The organism is Actinomadura soli, from assembly GCF_005889715.1.
GTDB classification, from domain to species: Bacteria; Actinomycetota; Actinomycetes; order Streptosporangiales; family Streptosporangiaceae; genus Spirillospora; species Spirillospora soli.
On the sequence record NZ_VCKW01000030.1, the window covers coordinates 18,102 to 42,665 of the forward strand.

Below are 24,564 nucleotides of genomic sequence, written 5' to 3' on the forward strand. Positions count from 1 at the left end.
GCCAAACGCCTGGACGATGCGGAACCCGTGCCGCTCCCGGCTTCGGAGGCGGTGGGCCTCGGCAACACACGGCCACTCGATTTCATACCGACCCTCATCCGTAAAGCGCCTGTGCCTCGGCCACTCGCAACCGGAAAGTCGTCGACCGACTCAACGGCGGAAGCGCACCACCAGACCCATCAGAACCGCGCCACGTGCCGCCCCACACCACGGTCACTCGCACCCGATACGCCCCACCAGGCTCATGCAACGAAGACCGGGCAAAGGTGTAGGAGCAATCGGTCCGCTGCGACGACGCCGGCTGTGACTTGTCATACGCAGTGCCAGATCCCGAGCATCGAACGACCTGCTCCCCAGGACCCGGCGCGATAGTCATGCTCTGCGGACGAGCAGTCACCTCGACCCGAACGTTCCGAGCTGCGACTCGATCGCTCAACGGATGCCCGTTGGTCACCCAGAACCATTCCGGCAGACCCACGAGCCCGCTCCTCCGGCGGGGCGGCGCCGTCCGCACCACCGGAATCGGAATCGGCATACGCGCCCACTTGGTCAACGCCAATTCGGCCGGAGAGACCTTTGTCGCCTTGCCTCCCCCATCCGCTGACGGGCAAATCACCTGCACGTACTCACTCAGTTCGCGGCAATTACGAGGTCTCGAAACCTGTGACTCATCCGAGTGGTCCTCTCTCGGCGGAGCAACAGGCGCATGCCCACTGCTCGTCGGCTCCCCGGCGTCCTGGGCGCCGTAGTTGTAGCTGTACGAGTTCGCGTCGGGCGGAAGTGGATCCAGCGGAGGTGGCGCAGCAACGGACGTAGAAACAATAAGACTAACCCCGAGCACAGGTGCAACGACTTCCACCCATCAGCACCCTTCACCAAGGGTAATGGACTTACTGACCCGCCACCGCCCGTCAGAACCCTTCACAAGCAGCGCCTTTGTGTTCCCCTGCTGGACCCCACGATTGATTTTCTTACGTGTGATTGAATTTAGAAGTCCCGAGCCACGGGAGTCCTGACAGTCATACACAGTGGCACCACTCGCAGTTAGCTGAACGCTCTTCACATGAACGATGATGTGACCATAAGTCGCGATGTGTTGCCTCTTCATCTCGTCGATACGTTGCAGCACACGCGAAAGCTGAGGATCGGCCATGACGGTCGCAAGTTCCCGCTCACGGGACCTGGCAGGTAGAGAATCTGCACGTTCGAGCATCGCGACGAACTTTGTGTAAGCGGACGCCACGACATCCTTTTCCGTCGCAGTCGACGAAGGCAGTGGAGCCTCAGAATAGGTCACCGAGGGCAAGGCGACAGCTTTCGGACCACCGCCGCAGCTCGAACAAATCAACGCCACAACCGCAACACCGATCCAGCAGAACCGATGCGCCACCCTCCCACTAGTACCAGACAAGTCCCACCTTCAAGCATGTGATCGTTTTGCGTGCCTTATCGCGACGGCAACGCCGAGCGATAGTAGTTGCAGGATGGACACTTTGCCTACATGTCACAGCGCCAGCAAGGTAAATCTCTCTGCAATACCGTCCGGACATTTACGATCAAGCGAACAAGATGCACATTCCTCTGGCTCTCGTGCCCGCCAATCTCGACGGCACAGAAGGAGCCGCCAGGGTCGACGCCGCACTCTCGATTTCTCGGCCGGACGGCGGGTCGGCGAAATCATCAGGAGCACGATGCACGACCACCGGCCCTGAACCCACTTGGCCTGCAGAGGGGGGATACGGCGAAGGCCCACAGTTGGGCTCCAGTTAGTCAAGGCCAGCGACAGTCCCGGGCATTGCGTAGACGGGCGTTCGCGCCCCGAGCCCCGCAACGAGGATCGGCTGGTGAAAGTCCGGTGTCGCGTCGACCAGCCTGCACTGCCAGCTGCGGGACGCGGTTCCGGGTCTGCGCCAGAGTTCCCGCCACCGTCTTGCCGGGGCCGACCACCGCCCTGGTCGACCACGCCGGATCGATGAGGGCGCCGTGGACGACATCGGGGACACGGGTGCGACTCCCCGGCCGCGCGGCCGCAAGGAAACCGAGGTGCTGATGCGGTGGCTGCGCATCGCAGCAGTGTCGAACGCGGTCATTTTCGATTTCTTCGGTAGGTCAGTGTTCACCACCGAGGCGGTAATACGGCTCAACCCTGAGGATGGCGGCACCCGGCAGTCGATCCTGGTCATCAGTAACGAGGTCGGCGTTAGACGGGCGAAGGCACTCCGAAAAGCGGGGCACCATTGAGCTGCCCTTCACCGGCCGAATACGCGCGTACCGGAAGACCCCTCACTGGCCGGATCCGCGCCGAGAGCCCTAGATCACCATGGCGATCGCTAACGACGGTGCCCTCGGATAGGGACTGGGCCCCCCGGTCACCGGCGCGGAACTGAGAACGAGATTGCCGCCCGGACTGGGAGATGCTTACCGGGGCGAGAGGGCGAACGGGATAGGCTGGCGTGCTGTTGATCTGCGCAACGGCTCAAGTGATTTCTCGTCCCTCGCGGATCTCCCATGGGCCGACTGGCACTAGGTGGACGTCGTAGAAGTGATTCAGCCACTGGGCCAGAGTTTCCACGGCGCGTTGGGCCTGCTCTTCGGTCATGCCGTCGTTGTTGCTTACCTGCCTTTTCACGTCTTCCAAGTTCAGCCTACCCACATCGAACAGTTGCTTGATCTCGGGGATAGATCGCAGACCGGCAAGGACGGCCTGAGCAAAGGCCGGCTCGGGCAGACCAGGCGGGATATCAAGATGCGTGAGGTCACGGAGTACTCCCGCGAGAACATCACTGCCGATGTTGTGGTGCCTGCCGCGGTACACCCCGTAGAGCCGTTGGGGATTGCGCGTTTCCGGCAGCCACCCCCTTTTAACACCACCTTGCCCAGCTACCAGAACCTGGGGAGCATCCTCATCGCTGCGCATCAGCTCGGCTTGCGCGCGGATTTGGCGCGCGAGGTCCACGGACGCTTCCACGCACAAGGATTCGATGGCATCGAGTGTTCGCCGCACCTCAGAGTGGGTCGTATCGACGCTCAAGAGCAGTTCGATGTTGGCAATCGATATGCGACCAGTGGCCATGTCAGTGAGATTGGCCGATCCGACGAGACAGCGGTCGTCGACAATGTACAGCTTGGCGTGCAGGTTGTGACATAGGTCGATACGTGGTCGCCCATCGGCTGCGGCGATCTCGGCGATCTCGGGGTCTGAGACGCCAGCCGCGACCTCCGCCACGGACCACCGGGTGACGCACCTAATGTCTCTGACGTCAGGAGGGACAATATCGAGCGCGGCCTTGAACACTTCTTTCTTGATGAACGGGGCGACCAGGACGACGCGCTCGGATGCACCCGCAAGCAGATGCTTGATCTGCTCCCACACATGGTCATGCGCCACTATTCGTCGTCCTCGTCATCCTCACTGTCTGCACCGAGAAATTCGGATGCGATCCGACCCCAGTCCTGCCGCATCTGTTTAGCGCGCGTACGCGGCTTTTCGGGCTGTTCGTCCTCGAATCGTGCCCAGGACAGGAGCAGGAGCTTGAAGGCGTTAGCGGCGGCAACGAGCCGGTCGATGAGCTCGTCCCGACTTGCGCCCTCGAAGTCCTTATCAAGCACGGCGATTAGGTCGCTGTAGACCGGGTGGTCCATGTTGAGCGCGACCTGAAGCAGACCGGGGATGAACTCGATGTTGAAGAAGGCCGGCGAGTCCGCGTTGCGGCTGGTGAGCAGGCGAGTGTGCTTCCCGCGAGAGAAGGTCTCCTCGATGATCCGCTCGGCGTCGGCTTTGCTGTACTTGTGGGTCTCGACCAGGCTGTGTAGCTGCGTCTGCTTGCTTTCTTCGGGCGTGGTTGTCTTGGCGAGGCTGTCGGTGAGGCTTGGTTTGGTCTCCGCCCGGCGCCGTTTGACCGCCTCCTCTGCCTGATTCTCTACTTGCTCGTGGCGCTTGCGGCTGGTGCCCGTGCCGCGGGTCTGGTCCTCGAGGTGGGAACGCAGCCGACCGAGCAACTTCTCGCGGATGTAGTAGACAATCTCGATGAGCGGAAGCCGGGGATCCCCCTCCTCACGGAGTTCCTCACGGAACTCCTCCCACGAGAGCCCGGCGGCCTCCTCCCGCCACCTGAAGTGGGCGAGCGCGGAGAATATGGTCGCCGACTGCTTGTTGTTGGTGACGCCGAAGACCTCGTCGAGAGCAGGGGGGAAGTCGATCTCTACACCCCACCATCGCTCGACCGGGTCGTAGGAGTTCGTCCATCCAGTGTCGAGGTCGAGTTCGCGATCAGCGCGGATCAAGGAGATGCCGAGGTTCCTGTTCGCGTGCTTGCCCCAGGGGGTGTCGCCGGGCTTGAGGCTGGAGGAGATATCGGCGGGCCACTCCTCGCCCTCAATATCAGGGCGCCGGGCGGCGTCCACGGCGACCGAGGCGCGCACATGCACGGCGTGCTTCTTTCCGTCCGCTCCCTTGACCATGAAACGCTCCTCGCCGACCTCGCCGACGTTGCCGGCGCCAAACGGGCGAAACATCGGCTTGGTATCGAATGGTGGAGGCGTTGAGCTCGGTGCAGTCAGATGCAGAGGGTCGTTGGGCTTGGTGTCGCGCGCACCCGGCAGTTCTGCCCAGCCGCGTGCGGGCACCAGCCTTACCCGCGTGCCCTGCGTGATCTTGCGACGGTAGATGCGGCCTATGAGCCGTTCGGTGTTGGCCAGAGTGGCGTCGGCCCCGCGCCACTGGACACGCTCCAGTTGTGTCCACTGGACGAGGGTTCCGGAGGTCCCAAGCCCCTCGGCGAGGGTCTGCCAGTCGACGGGAAGAGCATCTGGCTTGGGTTCGGGGACCTCTTCCAGACCATTGCGGAGCTCGGCTAGATCAAGGTAAGTATGCAACGCGTTGTCCGGTCCGGCTTGCCAGGACCAAACGTCGACGCGGTCGCATTGGGAGATGCTGGAGTTGGGCAGACCTACGCCGAATCGCCCTATGCCCTTGCGTTCCTGACGGGTGCCGGCTCCGAAGCGGAGTGATTGCCGTAGTGTCTCGGGGTCCATGCCGGTGCCGTTGTCGAGTACGGCGATCTTCTCCACTCGATGGCGGGCGCGCTGAGAGGAACGGTCGAGGGACTCGACAACGAACAACTCGACGAGGTCGGCGTCGGCCTCGATGCCGTTGTCGATCAGTTCTGCTATGGCATGCGCCGTTGACTTGTATCCACTGTCCTGCAGAGCCTTGACCGTCAGGTCAGAGGTGACGATCGAGTATTTGGACTTCATCGTTCCCCCCATACATCCTCCCAGTTAGTGAATGCCTCCGCCACGTCCCCAAAGCCCGGCAGCGCGGGGTCGACGACGGTGACAACCTCGCACGTGGGTGTGCCGCCGGCCTTGGGGCCACGGATGACGCGCCCGACCATCTGGCTGTAGAGGACCAGAGAGCGGGTGGGACGGGCGATAACGGCCGCACTGGCTGCGGGAGCGTCAAAACCGGTTGTCAGGACCCCGTAGTTCGAGAGAATCATCGGCCGAGGTCCCGGTGACTTGAATCTCTTGATGACGTGGGCGCGGTGCCGTGTAGATGACTCGGCGGTGATCTGGTCTGCGTTTAGGCCGAATATCGACAAGATCGCGACGATCAGCCTGCTGTGCGCCACGGAAGCGGCGAAGACCAGGATCCGGCGGTGCTGCTCACTGAGATCGAGGATCGTGCGTACGACCTGCAGGTTCCATTGCGTGTTCTCGGCGAGCTGCGTGATAAGGGCATCAGGGATATCGAAGGACGTCGCAAGCGCCTGCTGGTCCCGGGAACTGAGCTTCATCCCGGAGTCGGCAGCGACAGTTCGGAACTCAGGCCGGGCCAGATACCCTTGTTCGATGAGAGCGGTGACAGGATTGTCGTAGCCGTCGATCTCCAGCATCACTTTCCGGCGGGCGAAGTAATCGGCGAGACGTCCGTCTTCGGAAAGGTCCTGCCATGTCCGGCCCGGTGTCGCGGTCAACCCCAGCAAGCTCGAGTCGCTACGGAGAGTGAGAGCATCGACCGTCCTGCGGTAGGTGGGGGCGATCGTCTGATGAGCCTCATCGAACACCGTGAGCGTTGTGCGCAAGGCGAGACGTTCCAGGAATACCGGGTCGTCTTTGGCCGCAGCCGTCGCCTTGTCGAGACCGAGGACCACCAAGCCATCGGTAAACCCGTCGATGTCAGCGGGTGCTTCACCCCACATACGCCGGACGATGACTTGGCGATTACCGAGAGCGCTCCAAGCCTGCTCGAACTCCAGCGCCGCCTGCTCCAGGAGCTCCCGCCCCCGCGCCAGCCAGACAACGACGCAGGGCTCCGACTGCCGCAAGTGATCGCAGATCACGTTCATGGCGGTGCGGGTTTTGCCGACACCTGTTGGAAGGTGCAGCACCGTTTTCCGCTCGCCGTTGTATAGCAGCTGCCGGACTTTGCTGGCAGCGAACCGCTGATGCGGGAACAGTGGATATGTCGCAGTACTGGAACTCCGGAAGGACGCGGGAGGCTCAGGAGCCCGGTCGACGATCAGGCCGAGGAAGCCCAGGAGCGTTCGGCGCTGATCAGCCGTCCAAGCGAGGGACGCAAGGAAGGTGCCGGGCTCGGCAGAGCCATCACTACCAAGCCGTTCGGCGAGCTCAGCTCGTTTAGGTTTGGGCAGGAGATCCAGGAGTTGCGCGCGCTCATCGGTGTCGCCGACCAAGCGATCCACGGAGACAGCTGAGGCCGCGACCCCACGAAGGACATCCTCCCCATGTTCCTCGTGTATCAGGTCCAGCAATGCGCAGACATGATCGCCAAGAAGACGCCGAACGTAGGCTAGGGGGGCGATATCAAGGACTGCTCGGAAGGAGAGACCCGGCGAGTCGATCAACATATTGTCGGCACCACCTGCGGGGCACGTGCATCGTTCACCGAAGCGACTTGCAATCTTGCTCCTTGCCCGTACTTCCCCGACCCGCGCCTACGCCATGCGCTAAGGCGTGAACTGACCCTAGCCTCTGTGCTGACAGCTCGCAGCCATCCGAGACAATCCGCTCTGTCAGGTGAAACGACAGCCTGCCGACACTAGCTCACCCGACTCGGACACTGAGGCAGATACCTCGCGTGAACTACCACTTCTCGCACGCCAACGGGCCGTCACGCAGTTGCGCGACGGCCCGTTACCTGCAATCTCCAAGTGGCAGGACGCCCGTTTTCGCCACCTGCGGAGCCCCGTGGGCCATCGCATGTCAACAACCCCACGTCACTGAGCGCTTATTTGCCTAGGTCATCGTCGGGTTCCTTGGGGCAGGGCACGAACCTCGCTCTGAAGTGGGCAAACCGCCATTTCTACACGTGCGGCCGTGGGGCAGGCTAGGATCACGGACGTGAGCTGGTGGAAGTGACCTCGAGTTGAAGACTTGTCACCAGCTTTGCGAGAGGGAACATGCTCGGCGGAGGTGGGGACATGGTCGAACCGGCAGGCGACTCAGTCCTGGCGTACCTGGACTACAATGCAACCGCCCCTGTCCGCCCTCAGGCCATGGAGGCAGTGCTCGCCGCGATGCGAGAGGCAGGCAACGCGTCAAGTACTCATCGTTCAGGTCACGAAGCCGCTGCACGCGTGACGGTCGCGCGTCGTCAGCTTGCGGAACTGCTCAGTTGCTCACCCGGCGAGCTCATTTTTACCTCGGGGGCCACCGAAGCGAACAACCTTGCCCTACGCGCAGCGTTCAGCGCGGGCGGGGCCATCGTCACGAGCATGGTTGAGCACCCTGCTGTTCTGGAAACCGCCAAGCACCTCACTAGGCAGCAGTCCGACCTACTCCGGCTGGTGCCGGTTGACGGCGAGGGCGTCTTGGACCGGGATGCCTTTCACTGCGCTTTGGCCGAGGGCGGTGCGGCCCTCGTTTCACTGATGGCCGCTAACAATGAGACGGGCGTCCTGACTGACCTGGGCCCGATCGTGGAGGCGGCCCACGCGGCCGGAGCACTGGTGCATACCGATGCGACACAAATGGTCGGCCGACTGCCGATCGACCTCGCAGTCCTCGATGTCGATCTACTGTCGCTCTCAGCACACAAGTTCGGCGGCCCACAGGGGGTGGGCGCCTTGTTCGTGCGGCGCGGCGTTCAGCTCCCACACCATCCGCTCATCTACGGTGGGGGACAGGAACGCGGCTGGCGAGCGGGCACCTTAAACGTCCCCGGGATCGCGGGCGCGGGAGCAGCCGCCGAGGCGGCCCACTACGGCATGGCCGATGAGAGCACGCGCGTTGCGCAGTTGCGTGACGCGCTGGAGACCGCCCTGGTTGAGCAAATCGACGACTGTCGAATCAACGGGACGGCCGCCCGCAGGCTCCCCGGCGTCACCAGCATCACCTTTACGGGGGCGCCCGCTGACGCTGTGCTCGCTGCGATGCCCGACGTCGCGGCCTCGGAGGGAAGTGCCTGCTCATCCGGTGCGCCGGGCCCTAGCCATGTACTTCTGGCGATGGGGCGCAGCAGAGAGGAGGCTGAGGCGACCGTGAGATTTTCCATGGGACCCGGCAGCACCGGCCCCGACGTTACTCAGGCCGTCACCTCCGCGATCCGCGCCGTACGCAAAGTGCGGGCTGCGCTTTCTGCGCCAGTTTGACCCGCCAAGTGTGAATAACCCCCGAAACGGACACGGAGAATCCTCGCATGTCAGATAGCCGGCTCGCTGGAGTCGCCCATTTCCAGTTCGCGCGACACGAGACCTTCGCGCCGCGCTTCGGGTGGCTCCACAAGGCGTACATGCAGGTGAGGGATAATCCCGAGGTGTTCCTCGCCGAGGACGCCCCGGTCATGCTCGGGGTCGGCAAGAACATGGTGAACGCCATGAGGTACTGGTCGCGGGCATTCAAACTCACCCGCGAAGCCCGCAGCCGTGAAGGTACGACGTCCCGCGCGATGTACGCCTACCCGACATGGGAGGCGCGGTGGCTACTCGACGAGGACGGAGCCGACCCATACCTCGAGGAGCCAGGAAGCCTCTGGCTGCTGCACTGGTGGCTACTCAGCTCCCGTCCCGGAGCCAAGGGCTGGGCGCCGTCGTGGTACGTGGCGTTCCACCTTGCGCCCTTCTCCCGATTCACCTTGCCGGATCTGACCCAGCTCATCGTGCGTCACGTGAACCTGTCATTCCCCGAGGCGCCTGTCGAGTCCTCGATCGCCAAGGACGTTGATTGCCTCGCCAAGATGTACGTTCCCGCCCAGCGCAAGGCAGGTGCCCCCGGCGCACTCGAAGATCTTCTCGCCTGTCCGTTCCGTGAACTGGGGCTGCTGGAACAAGTCGGGCAGCGAGGCAGCCCCGAATGGCAGTTCACCACCGGCACTCGCACGTCCCTCCCGGCGAGGATTATCGCCTACGCCTGCCTGGACTACGCCGCAGCCAAGACCAGTGGAAGCACCTCCGTCTCCCTGGCGCGCCTCGCGAACGAGGCCGGTTCACCTGGTCGCGCATTCCGGGTGCGGGAACCTGTCATCGCCGCCGCGCTGGAACAGGTTGCCGGTGCCCACCCTGAAATTCAGATCACCGAAGCCGTGGGCCAGCGGCGCCTGTCGTACATGGCCGATCCCTTCGCCTTGGCCTGGGACATCCTCGATGAGCAGTACGACCAAGTCCGCAGTAGTAGCGACTTTCCCACACGGGATGAGTGGGGCCAGAAGTACCCGCAACTCGCCGATGCGAAGCAACGCGAACTCGGCCCCACGACGCAGGACCCGCAACTGCCCATCGACGCTAAGGAGGACGCGTGACCAGCGCGGCCCCCGCACGCCACGACGCCCCCTCCACCGTCCCAGGAGAACCGCAGTATCCCGAGGGGATCACGCTCATCGGTTCCCGGATGCGCTCGACAAACCTGGAGCGCGACGTCGAGGACGACCTACACTCCCCTTACATCGGGGCTCGCGCCATCGACGCGCTCGAACGGCTGGCCAGCGCCCTCGGTGACCTCGGCCGCACCCGGTCATGGTCTTTCACCGGCCCCTACGGCTCGGGAAAGTCCACACTGGCCAACATCATCGATGCGCTCCTCGGCAGCGACGACCGGCGCCGCAACCAGGCTGAGATGGCCCTGGATGCGACAAGCAGCAACCTAGCCCAACGCCTGACCACCTATCGTGACGCGCTGACAGGCGACGCCCGTTTCCTGGGAGCCGTGGCAACTGCGCGACGAGAGCCGCTCGTTGCCACCCTGTCACGCGCGTTGCACACCGCCGCCCGTCGGGGTTGGGGACAGAATCAGCCCGACGGAATCCGCGATGTCCTCACCGCTTGCGCTGACCCCGCCGCTACCCCCAAGCACATCCTGCACGCGGTGACGGTCCTGTGTGAACAGCAACCGGTCTTGCTGGTGATCGACGAGTTCGGCAAAACACTCGAGCACCTTGCCGGGCACAGTGAGTTCGCCTCCGCCAGGGACGACCTGTTCCTGCTGCAGGAACTCGCGGAAATGAGCGCCGGCCAGCGGGGACTGCGGCTATTCATGATGACCTTGCAGCATATGTCCTTCATGGACTACGCCGTGCGGTCAAGTGACCTGCAGACTCGCGAGTGGGCAAAGATCCAGGGCCGGTTCGAGGACATCACCTTGGTTCCTCACCTCGGCGACGCCATCGAGCTGATGCGACGCCGAATCAGCCATGATGATGTCTCCCAGCCTAACCGTGAACTGATCCACGTCCAGGCCAAGGCGGCCGCAACGACCTGGCGCGAGCAGGGCCTCAATGTCGTCGCTGACCTCACAGCGAATCACTTTGAGAACCTGTACCCGCTTCACCCCCTCACAGTGGTCGCCGCTCCAAACCTCGCCGCCCAGATCGGCCAGCACGACCGCAGTCTCGCCAACTTCCTCAACAGCGACGAACCCCACACCGTCCGCCGCTCGCTCGCTCTGCACACACAAAGCAGTCTGGACCGCGCGGCCACCATCAAGCCCGCGCAACTGTACGACTTCTTCATCGCCGCAGGCCGTACATCCCTGCTAGCCTCCACCAACGCGAGCCGATGGATCGAGATCGACGCCCGCATCAATGAGGCCAACGGGCTATCGCAAGCCGACCAAGAACTTCTGCGCACCATCGGCATCCTGAACCTGATCGACTCCGACGGCGCGCTACGAGCGACCGCTAGCATGATCTACTTCGCGCTGCACGAGCCCAGCGATGAACCGGATTCGCATGGCTTCACTGAGCTAGAGAGCCAGTTGCAGAGTCTGGTTGACCAGGGCCTGCTGGTGCATCGCCGCTTCAACGGAGAATTCCGGATCTGGCGAGGCAGCGACGTCGACATCGACGCGCGCCTCGAAGAGATCACCAGTCATCTCGACAACCCGGCTGTGATCCGTAAGCTCGGAGAGCACCTGCCCTTGGCCGTCGCCGCAGGTCGGCACAGCCAGGTCACGGGTATGCTTCGCGCTTTGTTCGTCCGTGTCACGGGCCCGGATACCGAAAAGCTCATCGGCCCCGACGAACTTAGCGACCACGCCGACGGGCTCCTGGTCTTCCATCTCGGGACCCTTGAGGACCGCCCGACGATCGATACGACACTCCCGGTAGTCCTCGGCGTTACCCAGGAACCCGACCTCGTACTGCGTGTCGCCGCCTATTTCGTCGCCCTCCAAGAACTCCTGCTGGACAGCATCCTGGATCCGGTAGCACGCCAGGAGGTCAGGGAACGCGCGACCGCGGCCAAAGCAGAACTGATGGAACTCCTCGACACGGCGTTCTACCCACAGACCCAGCGTGCCACCTGGTATCTCTGGCGCTCCGGCACCTCAGTCTCCCAAGAAGATGGCGAGGTGATCGAGAGCCGCAGCCTCAGTGGACTCGCCTCGATCGCCTGTGACCGGGTTTTCCACGCATCGCCGCACATCCGCAACGAAATGCTCGGCCGCCACGAGCTGACCAGCCAGGCAGCCAAAGCCCGCCGCGAACTACTCACAGCGATGCTGCTCAAGTCACGCTACCAACATCTGGACATCCAGAAATATCCCGCCGAGCGGGCCATGTACAGCGGCGCCCTGTCATACATGGGCCTGCACCGCGAAAGAAGGGATCTGCCCCAGGGCGACTCCTCAACCTCCTTGCTCGAGTACGGGTTCTCCCGACCCGGACCCGAACACCCGCACGCCCAGCCAGTGTGGAAGGCCCTGGAGGACGCCCTCACCGGTGCACACGACCGCACTGGGCTCGACAAGATCTTCCGCACCGTGATGATCCCGCCCTACGGCGTCAAGGCTGGCACCGTCCCTCTCCTCGTCGTCACGGCACTCATCGTGCGCAATGATGACGTCGCCCTCTTCGAAGAAGGCTCCTACATTCCCCGGCTGTCCCCCGACGTTGTCGAGCGCTTGATCAAGGCGCCACATCGGTTCGCCGTGAAGTTCGCCCCCGGCGGGGAGGGACTTCGGCGGACGGTCCTCAAGGATCTGTCCCTGGCACTCAAGGTGGAGACTCCGCCAGCGCAGGCATTGCGCAATCCGGCCCTGCTCGCCGTCGCCCGGGCCTTGTTGGAAAGGGTCATGACTCTTTCGCCGTACGCCCGACGCACTCGGCGACTAAGCGCCGACGCCCTCGCCGTACGCTCCGCGCTCCAGGTAGCCCGAGACCCCGACGACCTGGTCTTTCATGCCCTCCCAGAGGCTCTCGGGCTGGACCCGATCAGCGCAGAGGCGAAACGGAGCACGCGCAGCAACAAGGGATACGCCCGCAGGCTCGCTGCTGCGGCCGACGAGATTTCCCGCAGCGACCAAACACTCCGCGACGATGTCATCCAGACTCTCGCCGCGGAGTTCCGCCTCCCCGCCACACTGGCCGAGCTACGTGGCGGGCTCGCCGCCCGTCTGAGCGGCTTCGCCGACGTTTCCCTGAGCACGGAACTACGGGGCTTCGTGGCCATCGCGCTCAACGAGACGCTCCCGGACGATGACTGGCTCGACCCCCTGGTCGTACGGCTGGCCAACTCGGCGCTCGGAGACTGGTCTGACAAGGACGCCACCATGTTCCCGCAGCGTGTCCAGGAGATGGCCGCCACGCTCGATCGCGTGAGCCACATGTACCAAAACCGGCCCCGCGCCAGCGGCCAAGAAGGTGCACTTGAGACGCGGCTCCTGACCCTGACCAGCGAGGACGGGGACGAACACCGCACCCTCCTCTACATTCCGGAGAACATCCGAAAGGATGCAGAGGCCCTAACTGTCCGAGTCTTGCGAGAAGCTCAAGGTTCGCTCGGCGAAGACGGTGCCCGCATCCTGCTCGCCGCCCTCACCGAGCACGTGGCCGACCCAACACCACGACGGCAAGAGAGGAGCAAGTGACCATGACAGGTGACATCGGCCCCATCAGGCCTGTCCGGCACGTCCTAGGCATCTCCGGTGGAAAAGACTCCTCCGCCCTCGCCATCTACATGCGCGACCGCGTCCCGAACATGGAGTACTTCTTCTGTGACACTGGCGCGGAACTGCCTGAGACCTACGAGTACCTCAACCGCTTGGAAGCGGCCCTGGGCAAACCCATCGCCCGCCTCAACTCCGATCGCGACTTCGACCACTGGATGGAGGTCTACCAGGGCACCCTCCCCTCACCCCAGATGCGCTGGTGCACCAAGAACCTGAAGATCAAGCCCCTGGAAGAATGGGTCGGCGACGACGAAGTCGTCTCCTACGTCGCCATCCGCGCCGATGAGAACCGCCTCGGCTACGTCAGCACCAAGCCCAACATCAAGGCTATCTTCCCCTTCCGAGATGACGGCATCGACAAAGACGGTGTCATGCGCATCCTCGACGAGGCCGGTGTCGGCCTGCCCGCCTACTACGAATGGCGCACTCGTTCCGGCTGCTACTTTTGCTTCTTCCAGCGCAAACACGAGTGGGTCGGCCTCAAGGATCGCCATCCCGAGCTGTTCGACAGAGCAGTGGCCTACGAGGAGAAGGTCCGCTACCAAGAGACAGCCATGCAGGGGCGCAAGTACACCTGGTCCCAAGGGGAATCCCTGGATGAATTGATCGACCGCCGCGAGGAGATCCGGTCCAGACACGAGGCGGCCATGGCACGCGCCGCCAAGCGCATCAAGCCGAACCGCCCGCTCCTGGATGTCCTCTCAGAAGCACTCGACACCGACGACGACGAAGCCGGCTGCTCAGTCTGCCATCTCTGACCATGGCCGCAAGCTGTCGCGGGCCTTGCTGGTGATCACATACCACCAGCAAGGCCAAATGTGGATATTCCACCTCAAGGGTCAGGCACCTGTGTAAAGATGACACTCCTGCCGCCACCGTAGCCGGAGTGCCTTGAGGTATGGCATCACCCAACGCGCACGAGCGCTCTGTCATCCGACATCGCGCCGAGGCGAGCCCTGCTCTGAACCTCCAGCTCGGCATAGCCATGATGCTTGATATCCCAGCCCACAAGGTCTTACAGGACGACCTGACTGTTCACGCTTCCCCATGGGAACGCGCCATCGCGGTCGAAAGCCTTGCCGATTCCCTTCCTCACGAGGCGGGTCTCTACATGTTCGTGTGGTGCCCGGCGATCCAGCTGACGATGGCCGACGAGTCACGAAGAAGTTTTCATCAGGTCCTTTACATCGGCCAGGCTGGTGGAGCCGCCCAACGCGGCAACACCCTCCGGAACAGATTCAAGGACTACAAGAAGCACCTCCGCGGCAATCCTGAGCGCCTCTGGACGGAAGAACCGCCAACCACACGTGCCGATCGCCTCACGTACTATCTCGCCCTTCGTCCTCTGGAGTTCTGGTTCGCGACGGTCGAAGACGGATCCAAGATCCAGAACCTCGAAAATCGATTGATCAACCTGTACAACCCCCCACTCAACAACCGCAGCCGTCCCAGGCTGCGTGCCCGTCTGAGCTCCACCCCCCAACCCGCACTCCGGGAACGTAGCTGACCACACGCACTCTGGACGACAAGGCACCCAAATGACATCCAAAACATTTGTCCCCGCCTTCAAGGCACAAGTGGGCAACTGGACCTACTTCTCCTGCCTCATGAGCTATGCCCAGGTAGCGCGCGAAGTCAGCTTCGCCCATGAACTGGGAGGAAACCAGGACCTCGGCACCATGATTCAGCGAGGTGTCGGCACACGCACAGCCCAGATCACCGAGTACCTTCTGACCAACGAGAACCGCTTCCTCGGTGCAATCATCATCGCGGTATGGGGTGGAAACCCGAACTACCTCGAAGTCACGATGGACGCCGAAAACGAGGCAATACTCTCAGGCCTGGACCGCAATTTCGGTGTGCTCACCTTCGACGGCACCCAGCAGTTCTTCGCACTGGACGGTCAACACCGCCTCAAAGCCATCAAAGACGCCGTCAAACGAAACCCCGAACTGGGCAACGAGGATATTAACGTGATCGTCGTACCGCATTTCGATACTCCCGAAGGGCGCCGCCGAACAAGGAGATTGTTCACTAACATCAACCGCAACGCCAAGAGCACCAACCTGCAAGAGAACATCGCTCTTGACGAGGACGACAGCTTTGCCATACTTACCCGCCAACTCCTCGATGAACATCCATTCGTGAGCCGCGACAAGGCCGTGCTGGTGTTCAGCAAGGTTGGAGAAGGGGGCGAACTGGTGCTCGCATCCCGCTCAATCTCAGCCTCCAGTCCGGCTTGGAGTACGATCAGCGTCCTGTACGACGTGGTCAAAGAGATCGGGTTCGAACTTCCCTGCACGCTCAACGAGTCGAACCAGCGGGCAGACGACGAACTCCTCGACCAGAGCTACGAAATCATCGCCGAACGAATTCAAGATCTCCTGGACGCCTGCGGAAACCTGCAGAAGCGTTACCTGACGGCTCAGTCTCCCCGAGACGTACGAGCCCCCAAGGGGAGGGAGGGGGCAGGCCACCCGTTCATGCGGCCAGCAGTGCAGGTGCAAGTGGCGCGAGTAGTCCGGCACATCCTCGAACAGGAGACGATGACCTGGGAGGAGGTGATGAAACGGCTTTCTGCCCTGAACTGGAAGATTTCTGAAGCACCCTTTTCCGCAATGTGGATCGAGACACCCGAAGGCCGCCAGCAAGGAAAAATGGCGAGCGGGAAAGATCATACACAGCTGCTGTACGACCTGCTACTCGTCCACCTAGCCCCACGATCCAAGGCTCAGATCAGCAGGGCACTCCGTTCGTATGCAGATCTCATGAAAGCGAGATACCCGGTAAGCACGGACGAGCTTAGTAAGCTCTTGCCGGTCGAAACAGTCCAGTTTCAACCCGAATAGGCTTCGGAATCGGATCCACACGAAGCTGCCACTTCGGTTGGGCCTTTTTCGTCCGATCCGCGGCCGATAGGCGTGTGTCGTGGGCGGGGTCACGTCCGCAGGTGCCGGCGGTCGTCGAGAAGGGTCACGGTTGGGCGACAACGTGCGTATTATTCCGATGCAGCCGGGCAGCGACCTCAGCGTTTCACGGAGGTAGGCGTGGCCGAATCCGGGGACGATGTGGTTCGAATCTCTTCACAGAGGTAGATGATCTCGCTTTTGATGGTCCGATTTCACCCCGGTGGCGCGCTTTTCGGCAAGAGTCCTGGCGTCGATCGTGTCCAACAGACGGGAGGCGTGAGAGAGGTGCCGCCGCGGTCCCTCTCCCGGTGTGTGTACACCCTCGGCGTTGAGGCTGTCGCAGATCTCGAGCAGCAACGCCCCTTGGAGGCGTAATGCGAAGACATGTTCGAGGATCTCGTCCGGGCAACGCCGCGGCCTGCCGCGGCGCTGAAGCCCAGTCATCTACGTCTCCAGCGGAACAGCTCTAGCGAGATCAGCAGACCCATTGGCCCCGCGGATCTTGACGCTTGGACGGAGAGTAAAGCGCCCGCAGGCCAGCCACCCACCGCCAGCGCCGCGAACATTCCGATCACAGCGGCTGCCGCCACCAGCGGCCATCCGACAGGTTGTCCGGCTTCGGCTGCCAAGCGAAGAGTGCGGCGCGGACGTGAGGACCGGTCGGCCATAGCCGCCTCGATGGACACGCAGTAGGTGGCCAGGCGAACACCCATCACGGTTAGCGGTGTTGCTCGTGGGCATCGCCGACGCCGAATCTACGAGTGATCATCAGTTGCCCGGCGGGCACGTGGACGGCGGGGGTGCGCCCATGCTTGTTGTACCCCCTAGGGGGTACCACGCAAACCGGCGCGCGATTCTGTTCCATCACCACCGATCGCCGCAACCGCTGCATCTCGCTGGGTTCCCACGATCTCGGACGTGATCGTGACTTCGCACTCCACGAGACCGGTCTTCCGGGCATAGCGCATCCGCAGCCGGAACACGTCCAACAGCCGCCGCAGAACCGGTGCGGGGACGCGCCCTAGATCGATCGTCCCAACGGGCAGCAGATCCAGCAGTTCGGGGCACGGGCGCGGTGGCACCATACTCCGCAGTTCCCGCAGCTTGGCCTGCGCGGCTTCCAGGTCACCAGCGATCTGAGCGGCGCGTTCATTGACGTTCTGGACAAACGCCGAGCTGGGCTCATCCAGATGTTCGAGCGGGTCCAGCACTCATGCAGTATCGGGCGGTGGCCGCGCAGTGGCATCGCGACCGGCGAGCGTGCAGGCCCAAAGACGCCCAAGCTGGTCGCCAACGACAGGCTTCGCGGTTACGTGCAGGAGCGCCTGGCCGGGGTGATCCGTACTTGCGACGGCGCGGTCGCGCAAGGACCACCCACCCGATGGAACGGCCGGAATCGCCCGCGTCGGCAAGACCGCCGCTGGGCCAGCTCGTGGAGCCCGGAGCAGATCGCCCATCGCCTCCGTGTGGAGTTCCCCGATGACCAGGCGATGCGGATCTCCCATGAGGCGATCTATCAAGCGCTCTACATCAACGGCCGTGGCGCTCTGCAGCGCGAACTCGTCGCCTGCCTGCGCACCGGCAAGGCCCTTCGGGTGCCCCGCGCCCGCGCCCGGCGGCGCTGTGATGGCACGGTCACCGCGCAGGTGACGATCGGAAACCGTCCTCTGGAGGCCGAGAACCACACAGTGGCAGGACACTGAGAAGGAGATTTGATCATTGGTCTGAACCGGTCGGCGATCGGGAATCTGGTCGAGTGGACGACGCGGTTCACGATGCTGCTGCACCTGCCCCGCATGGACGGCTACGGCATCCACCCGCGCGTGCACAACGGCCCGGCCCTGGCCGGCCGGGGTGCTGAGGCCGTGCGAGAGGCCATCACCTCAGCGGTCACCACGCTGCCCGGGTCCCTGCGCCGGTCGGTGACCTGGGACCGCGGCAAGGAGATGGCTCAGCACACCGAGCTGACCAGTGACACCGGGCTGCAGGTGTATTTCGCCGACCCCCATAGCCCCTGGCAGCGCGGAACCAACGAGAACATCAACGGGCTGCTGCGCCAGTACTGTGGCGGAAACCAGTCGCTGACCGTGGGTGTGACTCCCGCCTCCGCTACGCCTACCCCCCGCAGCGACTGGATCAAATCCACCACCACGGTCTCCTTGGACAACGAGAACCAGCAGGTCCGTCGCGGGCCAGATCCGAAGTCGCCGCAAGAGGTGAAGCAGGAAGCCAGACGCAAAGGCGCCACCTACACGGCCGATGCCGATGACGTACAGGACAAGATTAAGTCCAACGACTACGACTACATTACCCCGTCCGAATGCGCCGCCAATGACGAGGCCGACGACATCGGAGGTTGGACCAAGAACCACTTCTCCTGGTGCAGGCGGGACTACGCGACCGAGTCGACGGCCAAAGCTTGCGACCCACAGCGGCCTGATGTCTGCGTGATCCACGGCAAGCTGGCAGCCAATTATAGTCTGTCCATGTGGTGCGCCACCAACGAGCCCCTCAGCAACTGCAAACCCAATGGGGGCACCACCAAGGTGGTCTCGCGATGGGAGGCGGATCCGAGCGCCTATGTCGAGTTCACCTCACCGGCCGAAACACCCGGGCAGCAGCACGGCGACCAGTTCGTCCGTGGTGACGTGGTCGTCCATTCTATCGGTGAGGTCCCCGGATACCCGGGAGCCAAGCTAGAGGAACACGTCGGAACGAGCATCCGATTCGACTCGTCCTGGTACAACCAAAAGGCCAAACGAGGTTCGATCTTCACCGTGGTCGATCCGTTCCTGCGGTTCAGCCGGGCGAACAACACCGGCTACAAGGCGGTCGCCGAGCATCTGTGGCAGGCTCTGGACAAGCCCAAAGAGACCAAACCCCCGTTCTCTGACAAGCAGCTGCCCGGCAAGAAGATCGGCAATCCGCTGACGCGACTAGTCCCCAACTACTACGAAGACAACAGAAACAAAAAGCGGGTAGACAGCAACCGGTACTACGCCAAGGCCTGGGGCTGTAACCCCTACTTCCCACGCTGGAACGAGGCCATCGAATACCCGCCGGAATACCCGGAGGGCAGGCCGGTGCAAGAGTGCGATGAGTACCCCTTCGCCTCAACCTACCAGGGTGCTGCTCGCTGGAAGACCGATGGAGACCAGTACAAACTGATGTTCTCTGCCGAGCCGGTCTACTGGCGGGAAAACCAGAAAGCCGGCGAGCTACTTGGCGCCTGGTACGACTGGGACCGAATCTCCGAGGAACAGGAGTTCTTCATCAAGGTTGAGTAGCGGTGCCCGCCGTAGCTCAGCATGATGGTCACAGGGGTGTGAGTGCGCAACGCCTTCACACCCCTGCTGGCCGCTCCCCTGAGGGAGATGGCCAATCCTGAAGGAGGAAGGCGATGGAACACAGGTTACTGGCCGATGCCAGCGTGATCGCCACGACCGGTCACGGCATGTTCGGCTTCTACGACGAGGCTTACGATCACCCGGAACCGACACGTTCTGAAGGCTGGTTCGCCGCGACTTCCGCGGCGGTGCACATCTACCCCAGGTGCCAGCTTCCCTCACCGGGCATCCGGTTCGAACTATGGACCGACGCCCCGCCCGGTGATGTCACCGACGAAGGAAACGAGCCAGAGGTACAGACCCGGCTGGAGTTCCAGGTGAAAGCTGGCTCGATCGGGTTAATGGCGACCACCGCCGGGGTGCAACCAGGCGTGTTCGAGCTGCCTGCCGGCCGGTATCACTTGCACCTGCTCGGCTACCGACGCGCCGCCATGGCCGCTAAGGAAAGGGACCTTTATGCTCGTCACGTCGCGCCCGGCGACGACGAATGGGAGCAGGCCGAAGGCACCGAGCTATATGTCGCCAGGTTCTGGCGCCTCCCAACTCCCCCGCTCACCGACCAACCCGGCGATCAGGCGTCCGAACGCATCGAGACCATCCGGTCATGGGCCAAAGACACCGGTCTCCAGGTCAATGACCACGGGCCGATCCCCGACGCCATCATCGCCATGTACAACGCTACTCACTAGTGCCACCCCGCGGCCTCGCCCTGCGCCGAGTGCCGCAGTTTCGAGGAGACGATCGCCGTCTGACACCCAAGCCACCCACATCGTCCGGCTCGATTACCGGCACGATGAACGCCTGACGCTGAGCAACCTCCTCGGGATGGGGGCACTGCGTCTTCCCAGGAGTCTGGCTCGGTCGTGGCGCGTCCGCGGGCGAAGGCTGCGATCACCTCGACAATGGTCGGGTGGTCACGTGCGGAGTCGGCCATGATCCGTTCGAGGGCGTTAGATCGCTCCCATTCGCACCTCCAGGCTGGCCGATCCCAGCTGTTCGACAGCACGGATGTAGCGGTCGGTCATTTGTGCCTCGCGCTGCAAATAGAACCCACGAGCGGTAAAGATCAGCGCGGCGGCGGCGAGGACGCCGGCACCGAGTTGCAGCAAACGCGAGCGGGCCGCGTCCACCGCGGCCACCTGCTTATCGGGCGGGAGTCGCTCAAGGGATACGCCGGTCAACAGGCGCGCACCTGGCCACAACATCAGCAAGAACAGCACGACGACGGCGACACCCGCGCCCCAAAGGGCGATAGGGCGACGTCGCCGACGCGGAAGAGCGGGTCTCATCTGCACTACTCAATCAGCACAGAGTCAGCGGGCGTTGTGTTCCGCCCGTGCGCGGATCTGGGCCGGGCGGTAGGAGTCTGTGCCGGTTTCGATGATCGCGCCGTTGTAGGTGAGGCGGTCGACGATGGCGGCGCAGAGGTGCGACTTGTTCGTCCCTGAGTCACCGATGAGGCAGGGCGGCTGGCCTTTGTGGACCCATTCGCAGGTGGCCAGGGAGTGGATGACGGCTGGGGCGATGTTGGGGTTGGCCTCGAAGTCGAAGGCTCGCCACGACTTTGTCGAGGGGAAGGCCGCGGCTTTGATCCGGCGTTCTGAGCGACATGATCCTCGTCCAGCGTGTCTCCACCGCGGAGATGTGCACCATGCCGGCCGGCATTCGGCTTCCTCGGCCACCATGACGGTCCGGTAGCAGGAACCCCACTCGACAGCGGCCCATGCCCTGGCCTGCTCGAACACGGGCGTACGGTGAACCGGGCCGGGACGGACTCGGACGTCCCCCCGCGCGCACGTCATGGGGTGGGGGTGTCTGAGGGCTGTTGGGTCGGCGCTTGGTGTGGATCGCGCTCATGGGGGGTTGTCGCCGGCCGCGGCTTTCCCACGAGGCGGGGCTTGCCGGCGGTGAAGGACAAGGCCGTCTGGACGACGCATATCGCCATAAGGACCGAAACCGGCGTGGTCCAGGAACCGGTGACGTCCCGGAGCACGCCGATCGTGAACGGGCCGAGTGCGGCGAGGAGGTAGCCGGCGCTCTGCGCCATCGCCGACAGGGTGGCGGTGTCCGTCGCGGTGCGGGTTCGCATACTGAACAGCGCAAGGGTCAGGGGGAACACGCCGCCGCCGATGCCGATGAGTATCGCCCAGAGCCAGGGGACCGATTCCGGGCGGAGCAGGAGGCCGGCCAGGCCGACGATCTGGATGGCGGTCATCCCCGCGCCGAGGGCTCCCTGCCGCCGTAGCCGTGCCGCCAGGACCGGGACGACGAAGTACACCGGGACGCCGACGAGGAGCGCGACGGCCAGGAGGGTGCCGGCCTCGCCCGGCGCGAAGCCGGCGTCGATGTAGATGGTCGGCAGCCAGGCCATGACGACGAAGGCGAGGACGGACTGCGTCGCGAAGAGAAGGGTGACCGCCCAGGCGACCGGGCTGCGCATCATGGCCGTCATCGGCGCGCGGGATTCGGCCGGGGCGCGGCTCCGGCGCATCTGGGGCAGCCAGATCGCCAACGCGGCGGCGGCGAGGACGGACCAGGCGGCGAGGCCGCCTCGCCAGCCGCCGGCGGCGTCGCCGATCGGCACGGTCGCGGCGGCGCCGATCGCGGCCCCGGCGGACATGGCGGCGCTGTAGGCGCCGGTGACCTCACCGACGCGGGCCGGGAACTCGATCTTGACGATCACCGGGATCAGCACGTTGCCCACGGCGATGCCGGCGCAGGCGACGAAGGTGCCGGCGAGGAGGGTGGCCTCGCCGGCGCCGGCCCGGATCAGCTGCCCGGCCAGCAGCAGTCCGAGCGCGAGGCCGAGCCCGGTCTTCGCGCCCACCCGCCGGATGAGCCACGGCGTCGCCAGGGCGATGCCGCCGAAGCACACGACCGGCAGGGTCGCCGCGGTCGACGTGGCGAACGTGGACATCGCGAGATCGGCGCGGGCCTGGTCGAGCACGGCGCCGAGGCTCGTCACCGCGACACGGAGGTTCACGGCGACGAGGACGACGGCGACCAGCACCACCAGCGGTCGCCTGAGGGCGCCGCGAGCGTGTGCCGACCCGGTGGCCTGGCCGGCCATACCGGACGGGTCGGGCGGTCGCCCGTTCGTCTCCGGGTGGTTCGCGGTCACGTCGCGTCCCGTTCGGCGAGGTTGCTCGGCGCCGCGCGGGACGCGGTGTGCGCCTGTGCGCCCGGGCTGCCTCCGGCGGAGCCGTCGTCCGGGTTCATCACGCCCCGAGGGCCGGCTGCGCGGCCACGCCGGAGATGAGCGTGCGCACCGCGTCGACGGCGGTGGCGAACAGCGGGTCGGTGGAGGGGGCGGTGCCGGTGTCGATGGCGTCCTGGCTCCACATCATCACGACGCCGCCGGTGCGCACCTTGAGCACGGTGCCGACGATGAACACGGCGGCGGTCTCCATCTCCGAGCAGACGGCCCCGCCGCGGCGCCAGGACTCGAAACGCTCGGTCAGCGCGGCCGCCAGGGGCATCCGCTCCGGTTCCGTCTCGCCGTAGTAGGAGTCCTTGGTGTGCGCGGGTCCGCACCTGTACGGGACGCCCGCGCGGTCCGCGGCCCGGCGCAGCGCGAGCAGCACGTCGAGGTCCGCGACCGCCGGGAACTCGACCGGCAGGTACTGCCTGGTGGTGCCCTCGTCGCGGATCGCCGCGGTGAGGACGGCCAGCTCGCCGTTGCGGACGTCGGGACGCATCGAACCCGACACGCCGACCCGGATCATCGTGTCGACTCCGAGCGCGGCCAGCTCTTCCACGGCCAGGGCGGTGGACGGTCCGCCGACGCCGGTGGAGGTCACGATGACCGTTTCGCCGTCCGCCGTGCCGCGCCAGGTCTCGAACTCGCGGTTGCGGACGACGAACTCCGGGTCGTCGAGGAGCGCGGCGATAGGGGCGACCTGGTCGGGGTTGCTCGGCAGGAGGGCGTACCGTCCCACGTCCCGGGCGCGTAGGTGCAGGTGGTGGGCCAGCTTGTCGCTGTTCATCCGAATTCCTCCGTACGTCAATTGCGGCCATACAGTGTCACAACCCAACTACGTTCGTCACTATTGACATACACGGACAAGGCACCTACGGTTCCGGCACGGCCTGACGACGAGGAGGCGACCGTGCGGCATACGCCGGTGATGGAGTCCGAGCTTCTGGCGTTCATGAACGCGCAGGAGGGCCCCGTGGGAGCGCGGGCGGCAACCCGGCACCTGCGTGGACGCGGCTTCGACGTCAGCGAGTCGACCGTCAGCCGGCTGCTCAACGACCTCGACGAGCGGGCCCTCACCCTGTCCCTGGGAAAGAAGGGGCGGATCCTCACCGAGGAGGGGAGCCGCGTCGCGGCCAACCAGCGGCTGGACAGCCGCCGGGAGTCGTCCTTCGCCGACGCCCTCGCCCTGCGCGACGTCCACGACCTGATCGACCACCTGATCGGGCGGCGGGGGATCGAGCGCGAGGCCGCGCGGGCCGCCGCGCTCAGGGCGCGTCCGGAGGAGCTCACCCGCCTCCGGGAGATGGTCGAGACGGACGGCGAGGCGCGCTGGCGGGAACGGCTCGCCTTTCACAAGACGATCGGCCAGGCCTCGCACAACAAGCAGATCCAGGCGATCTGCACGACCCTGTTCGACGAGCGCCTCGACCTGCTCGAACGACTGCTCATCATGATCGGAATCAAGCAGGATGCACTGCTTCGGTGGGACCAGGAGCACCGCTACATCGTCGCGAGCATCTCGGACCGGGATGCGGACGGCGCCGAGCGGCTCATGGTCGTGCATCTCGACGGAATGATCCGTGAGACGGAGCACTTCGCCAACAGCGGAAACGCTCACGTCATCCACACGCTGCTCGCGGAAAACGACCTCGCGTAGAGCGCTATCCCCCCATCACCACAGCGATCACGACGACGACTCTTTCGG

19 protein-coding genes and 1 pseudogene are annotated in these 24,564 nt (G+C 64.2%); 11 read left to right on the forward strand and 9 right to left on the reverse strand.

Annotated elements, in window-relative coordinates; translation table 11 throughout:
• Positions 1-862 precede the first annotated feature (862 nt).
• Positions 863-1,390 (reverse strand): hypothetical protein, encoded by a 528-nt coding sequence (locus ETD83_RS08380; protein WP_138644495.1) that lies wholly within the window; start codon positions 1,388-1,390, stop codon positions 863-865.
• 593 nt (positions 1,391-1,983) lie between these two features.
• Here ETD83_RS08380 and ETD83_RS08385 point away from each other — a divergent pair.
• Positions 1,984-2,241, forward strand: a complete 258-nt coding sequence (locus ETD83_RS08385) for a hypothetical protein (RefSeq protein ID WP_138644496.1) — start codon at positions 1,984-1,986, stop codon at positions 2,239-2,241.
• 235 nt (positions 2,242-2,476) lie between these two features.
• On the opposite strand, the gene ETD83_RS08390 is transcribed toward ETD83_RS08385, so the two are convergent.
• From ETD83_RS08390 to ETD83_RS08400, 3 genes are read right to left on the reverse strand one after another with little or no spacing between them, the layout of a single operon-like run.
• Positions 2,477-3,388 carry a phospholipase D family protein gene (locus ETD83_RS08390; protein ID WP_138644497.1) on the reverse strand — a complete coding sequence of 304 codons (912 nt, stop codon included), beginning with the start codon at positions 3,386-3,388 and terminating at the stop codon, positions 2,477-2,479.
• On the reverse strand, positions 3,388-5,256 hold the full coding sequence (locus tag ETD83_RS08395; RefSeq protein WP_138644498.1) for an ATP-binding protein: 1,869 nt from the start codon (positions 5,254-5,256) through the stop codon (positions 3,388-3,390). The genes ETD83_RS08390 and ETD83_RS08395 overlap by 1 nt, the downstream gene beginning before the upstream one ends.
• Entirely contained in the window at positions 5,253-6,707 is a 1,455-nt protein-coding gene (locus ETD83_RS08400) for a DEAD/DEAH box helicase (RefSeq protein ID WP_230420765.1), read from the reverse strand. Before ETD83_RS08400 ends, ETD83_RS08395 begins: the two co-directional genes overlap by 4 nt.
• Before the next feature lie 738 nt (positions 6,708-7,445).
• Between ETD83_RS08400 and ETD83_RS08405 the strand changes: the two genes are divergently transcribed.
• From ETD83_RS08405 to ETD83_RS08430, 6 genes are all read left to right on the forward strand, one after another.
• Positions 7,446-8,615: a cysteine desulfurase family protein gene (locus ETD83_RS08405; protein WP_138644499.1), complete on the forward strand. Its 1,170-nt coding sequence runs from the start codon at positions 7,446-7,448 to the stop codon at positions 8,613-8,615.
• A gap of 47 nt (positions 8,616-8,662) precedes the next feature.
• Entirely contained in the window at positions 8,663-9,760 is a 1,098-nt protein-coding gene (locus tag ETD83_RS08410; RefSeq protein WP_138644500.1) for a DUF4007 family protein, read from the forward strand.
• Positions 9,757-13,323, forward strand: a complete 3,567-nt coding sequence (locus tag ETD83_RS08415; protein WP_138644501.1) for an ATP-binding protein — start codon at positions 9,757-9,759, stop codon at positions 13,321-13,323. Before ETD83_RS08410 ends, ETD83_RS08415 begins: the two co-directional genes overlap by 4 nt.
• A gap of 2 nt (positions 13,324-13,325) precedes the next feature.
• Positions 13,326-14,162 carry a phosphoadenosine phosphosulfate reductase family protein gene (locus ETD83_RS08420; protein WP_138644502.1) on the forward strand — a complete coding sequence of 279 codons (837 nt, stop codon included), beginning with the start codon at positions 13,326-13,328 and terminating at the stop codon, positions 14,160-14,162.
• A 140-nt stretch (positions 14,163-14,302) separates the two neighbouring features.
• On the forward strand, positions 14,303-14,911 hold the full coding sequence (locus ETD83_RS08425; RefSeq protein ID WP_138644503.1) for a GIY-YIG nuclease family protein: 609 nt from the start codon (positions 14,303-14,305) through the stop codon (positions 14,909-14,911).
• A 31-nt stretch (positions 14,912-14,942) separates the two neighbouring features.
• Entirely contained in the window at positions 14,943-16,253 is a 1,311-nt protein-coding gene (locus ETD83_RS08430; RefSeq protein WP_138644504.1) for a DNA sulfur modification protein DndB, read from the forward strand.
• Positions 16,254-17,137: 884 nt separating this feature from the next.
• Here the strand turns inward: ETD83_RS08430 and ETD83_RS08435 are convergent.
• Positions 17,138-17,524 (reverse strand): hypothetical protein, encoded by a 387-nt coding sequence (locus tag ETD83_RS08435; RefSeq protein WP_138644505.1) that lies wholly within the window; start codon positions 17,522-17,524, stop codon positions 17,138-17,140.
• Here ETD83_RS08435 and ETD83_RS44290 point away from each other — a divergent pair.
• The 3 genes and pseudogenes from ETD83_RS44290 to ETD83_RS43575 form a co-directional block, all read left to right on the forward strand.
• A pseudogene (locus ETD83_RS44290) lies at positions 17,470-18,376 on the forward strand (IS30 family transposase); the annotation flags it as partial. The gene ETD83_RS08435 and the pseudogene ETD83_RS44290 sit on opposite strands and share 55 nt — an antisense overlap.
• Positions 18,377-18,799: 423 nt before the next feature.
• A complete protein-coding gene (locus ETD83_RS46285; RefSeq protein ID WP_138644516.1) occupies positions 18,800-19,600 on the forward strand; it encodes a NucA/NucB deoxyribonuclease domain-containing protein in 801 nt (266 codons plus the stop codon).
• Between the two features lie 113 nt (positions 19,601-19,713).
• Entirely contained in the window at positions 19,714-20,349 is a 636-nt protein-coding gene (locus ETD83_RS43575; protein WP_205717555.1) for an Lsr2 family DNA-binding protein, read from the forward strand.
• 261 nt (positions 20,350-20,610) lie between these two features.
• Here the strand turns inward: ETD83_RS43575 and ETD83_RS08455 are convergent, their stop codons facing one another.
• The 4 genes from ETD83_RS08455 to ETD83_RS08470 all read right to left on the reverse strand — a co-directional run bounded on the left by ETD83_RS08455 (position 20,611) and on the right by ETD83_RS08470 (position 23,646).
• Positions 20,611-20,880, reverse strand: a complete 270-nt coding sequence (locus tag ETD83_RS08455) for a hypothetical protein (RefSeq protein ID WP_138644506.1) — start codon at positions 20,878-20,880, stop codon at positions 20,611-20,613.
• Between the two features lie 93 nt (positions 20,881-20,973).
• Positions 20,974-21,405, reverse strand: coding sequence for an ATP-binding protein (locus tag ETD83_RS08460; RefSeq protein ID WP_329602705.1), 432 nt, complete (start codon positions 21,403-21,405; stop codon positions 20,974-20,976).
• 53 nt (positions 21,406-21,458) lie between these two features.
• On the reverse strand, positions 21,459-22,781 hold the full coding sequence (locus tag ETD83_RS08465) for an MFS transporter (protein ID WP_138644507.1): 1,323 nt from the start codon (positions 22,779-22,781) through the stop codon (positions 21,459-21,461).
• Positions 22,782-22,878: 97 nt separating this feature from the next.
• Positions 22,879-23,646, reverse strand: coding sequence for a nucleoside phosphorylase (locus ETD83_RS08470; protein ID WP_138644508.1), 768 nt, complete (start codon positions 23,644-23,646; stop codon positions 22,879-22,881).
• Positions 23,647-23,769: 123 nt separating this feature from the next.
• Here ETD83_RS08470 and ETD83_RS08475 point away from each other — a divergent pair, with 123 nt between their 5' ends.
• On the forward strand, positions 23,770-24,516 hold the full coding sequence (locus tag ETD83_RS08475; RefSeq protein WP_138644509.1) for an FCD domain-containing protein: 747 nt from the start codon (positions 23,770-23,772) through the stop codon (positions 24,514-24,516).
• The last annotated feature ends 48 nt before the right edge of the window (positions 24,517-24,564 follow it).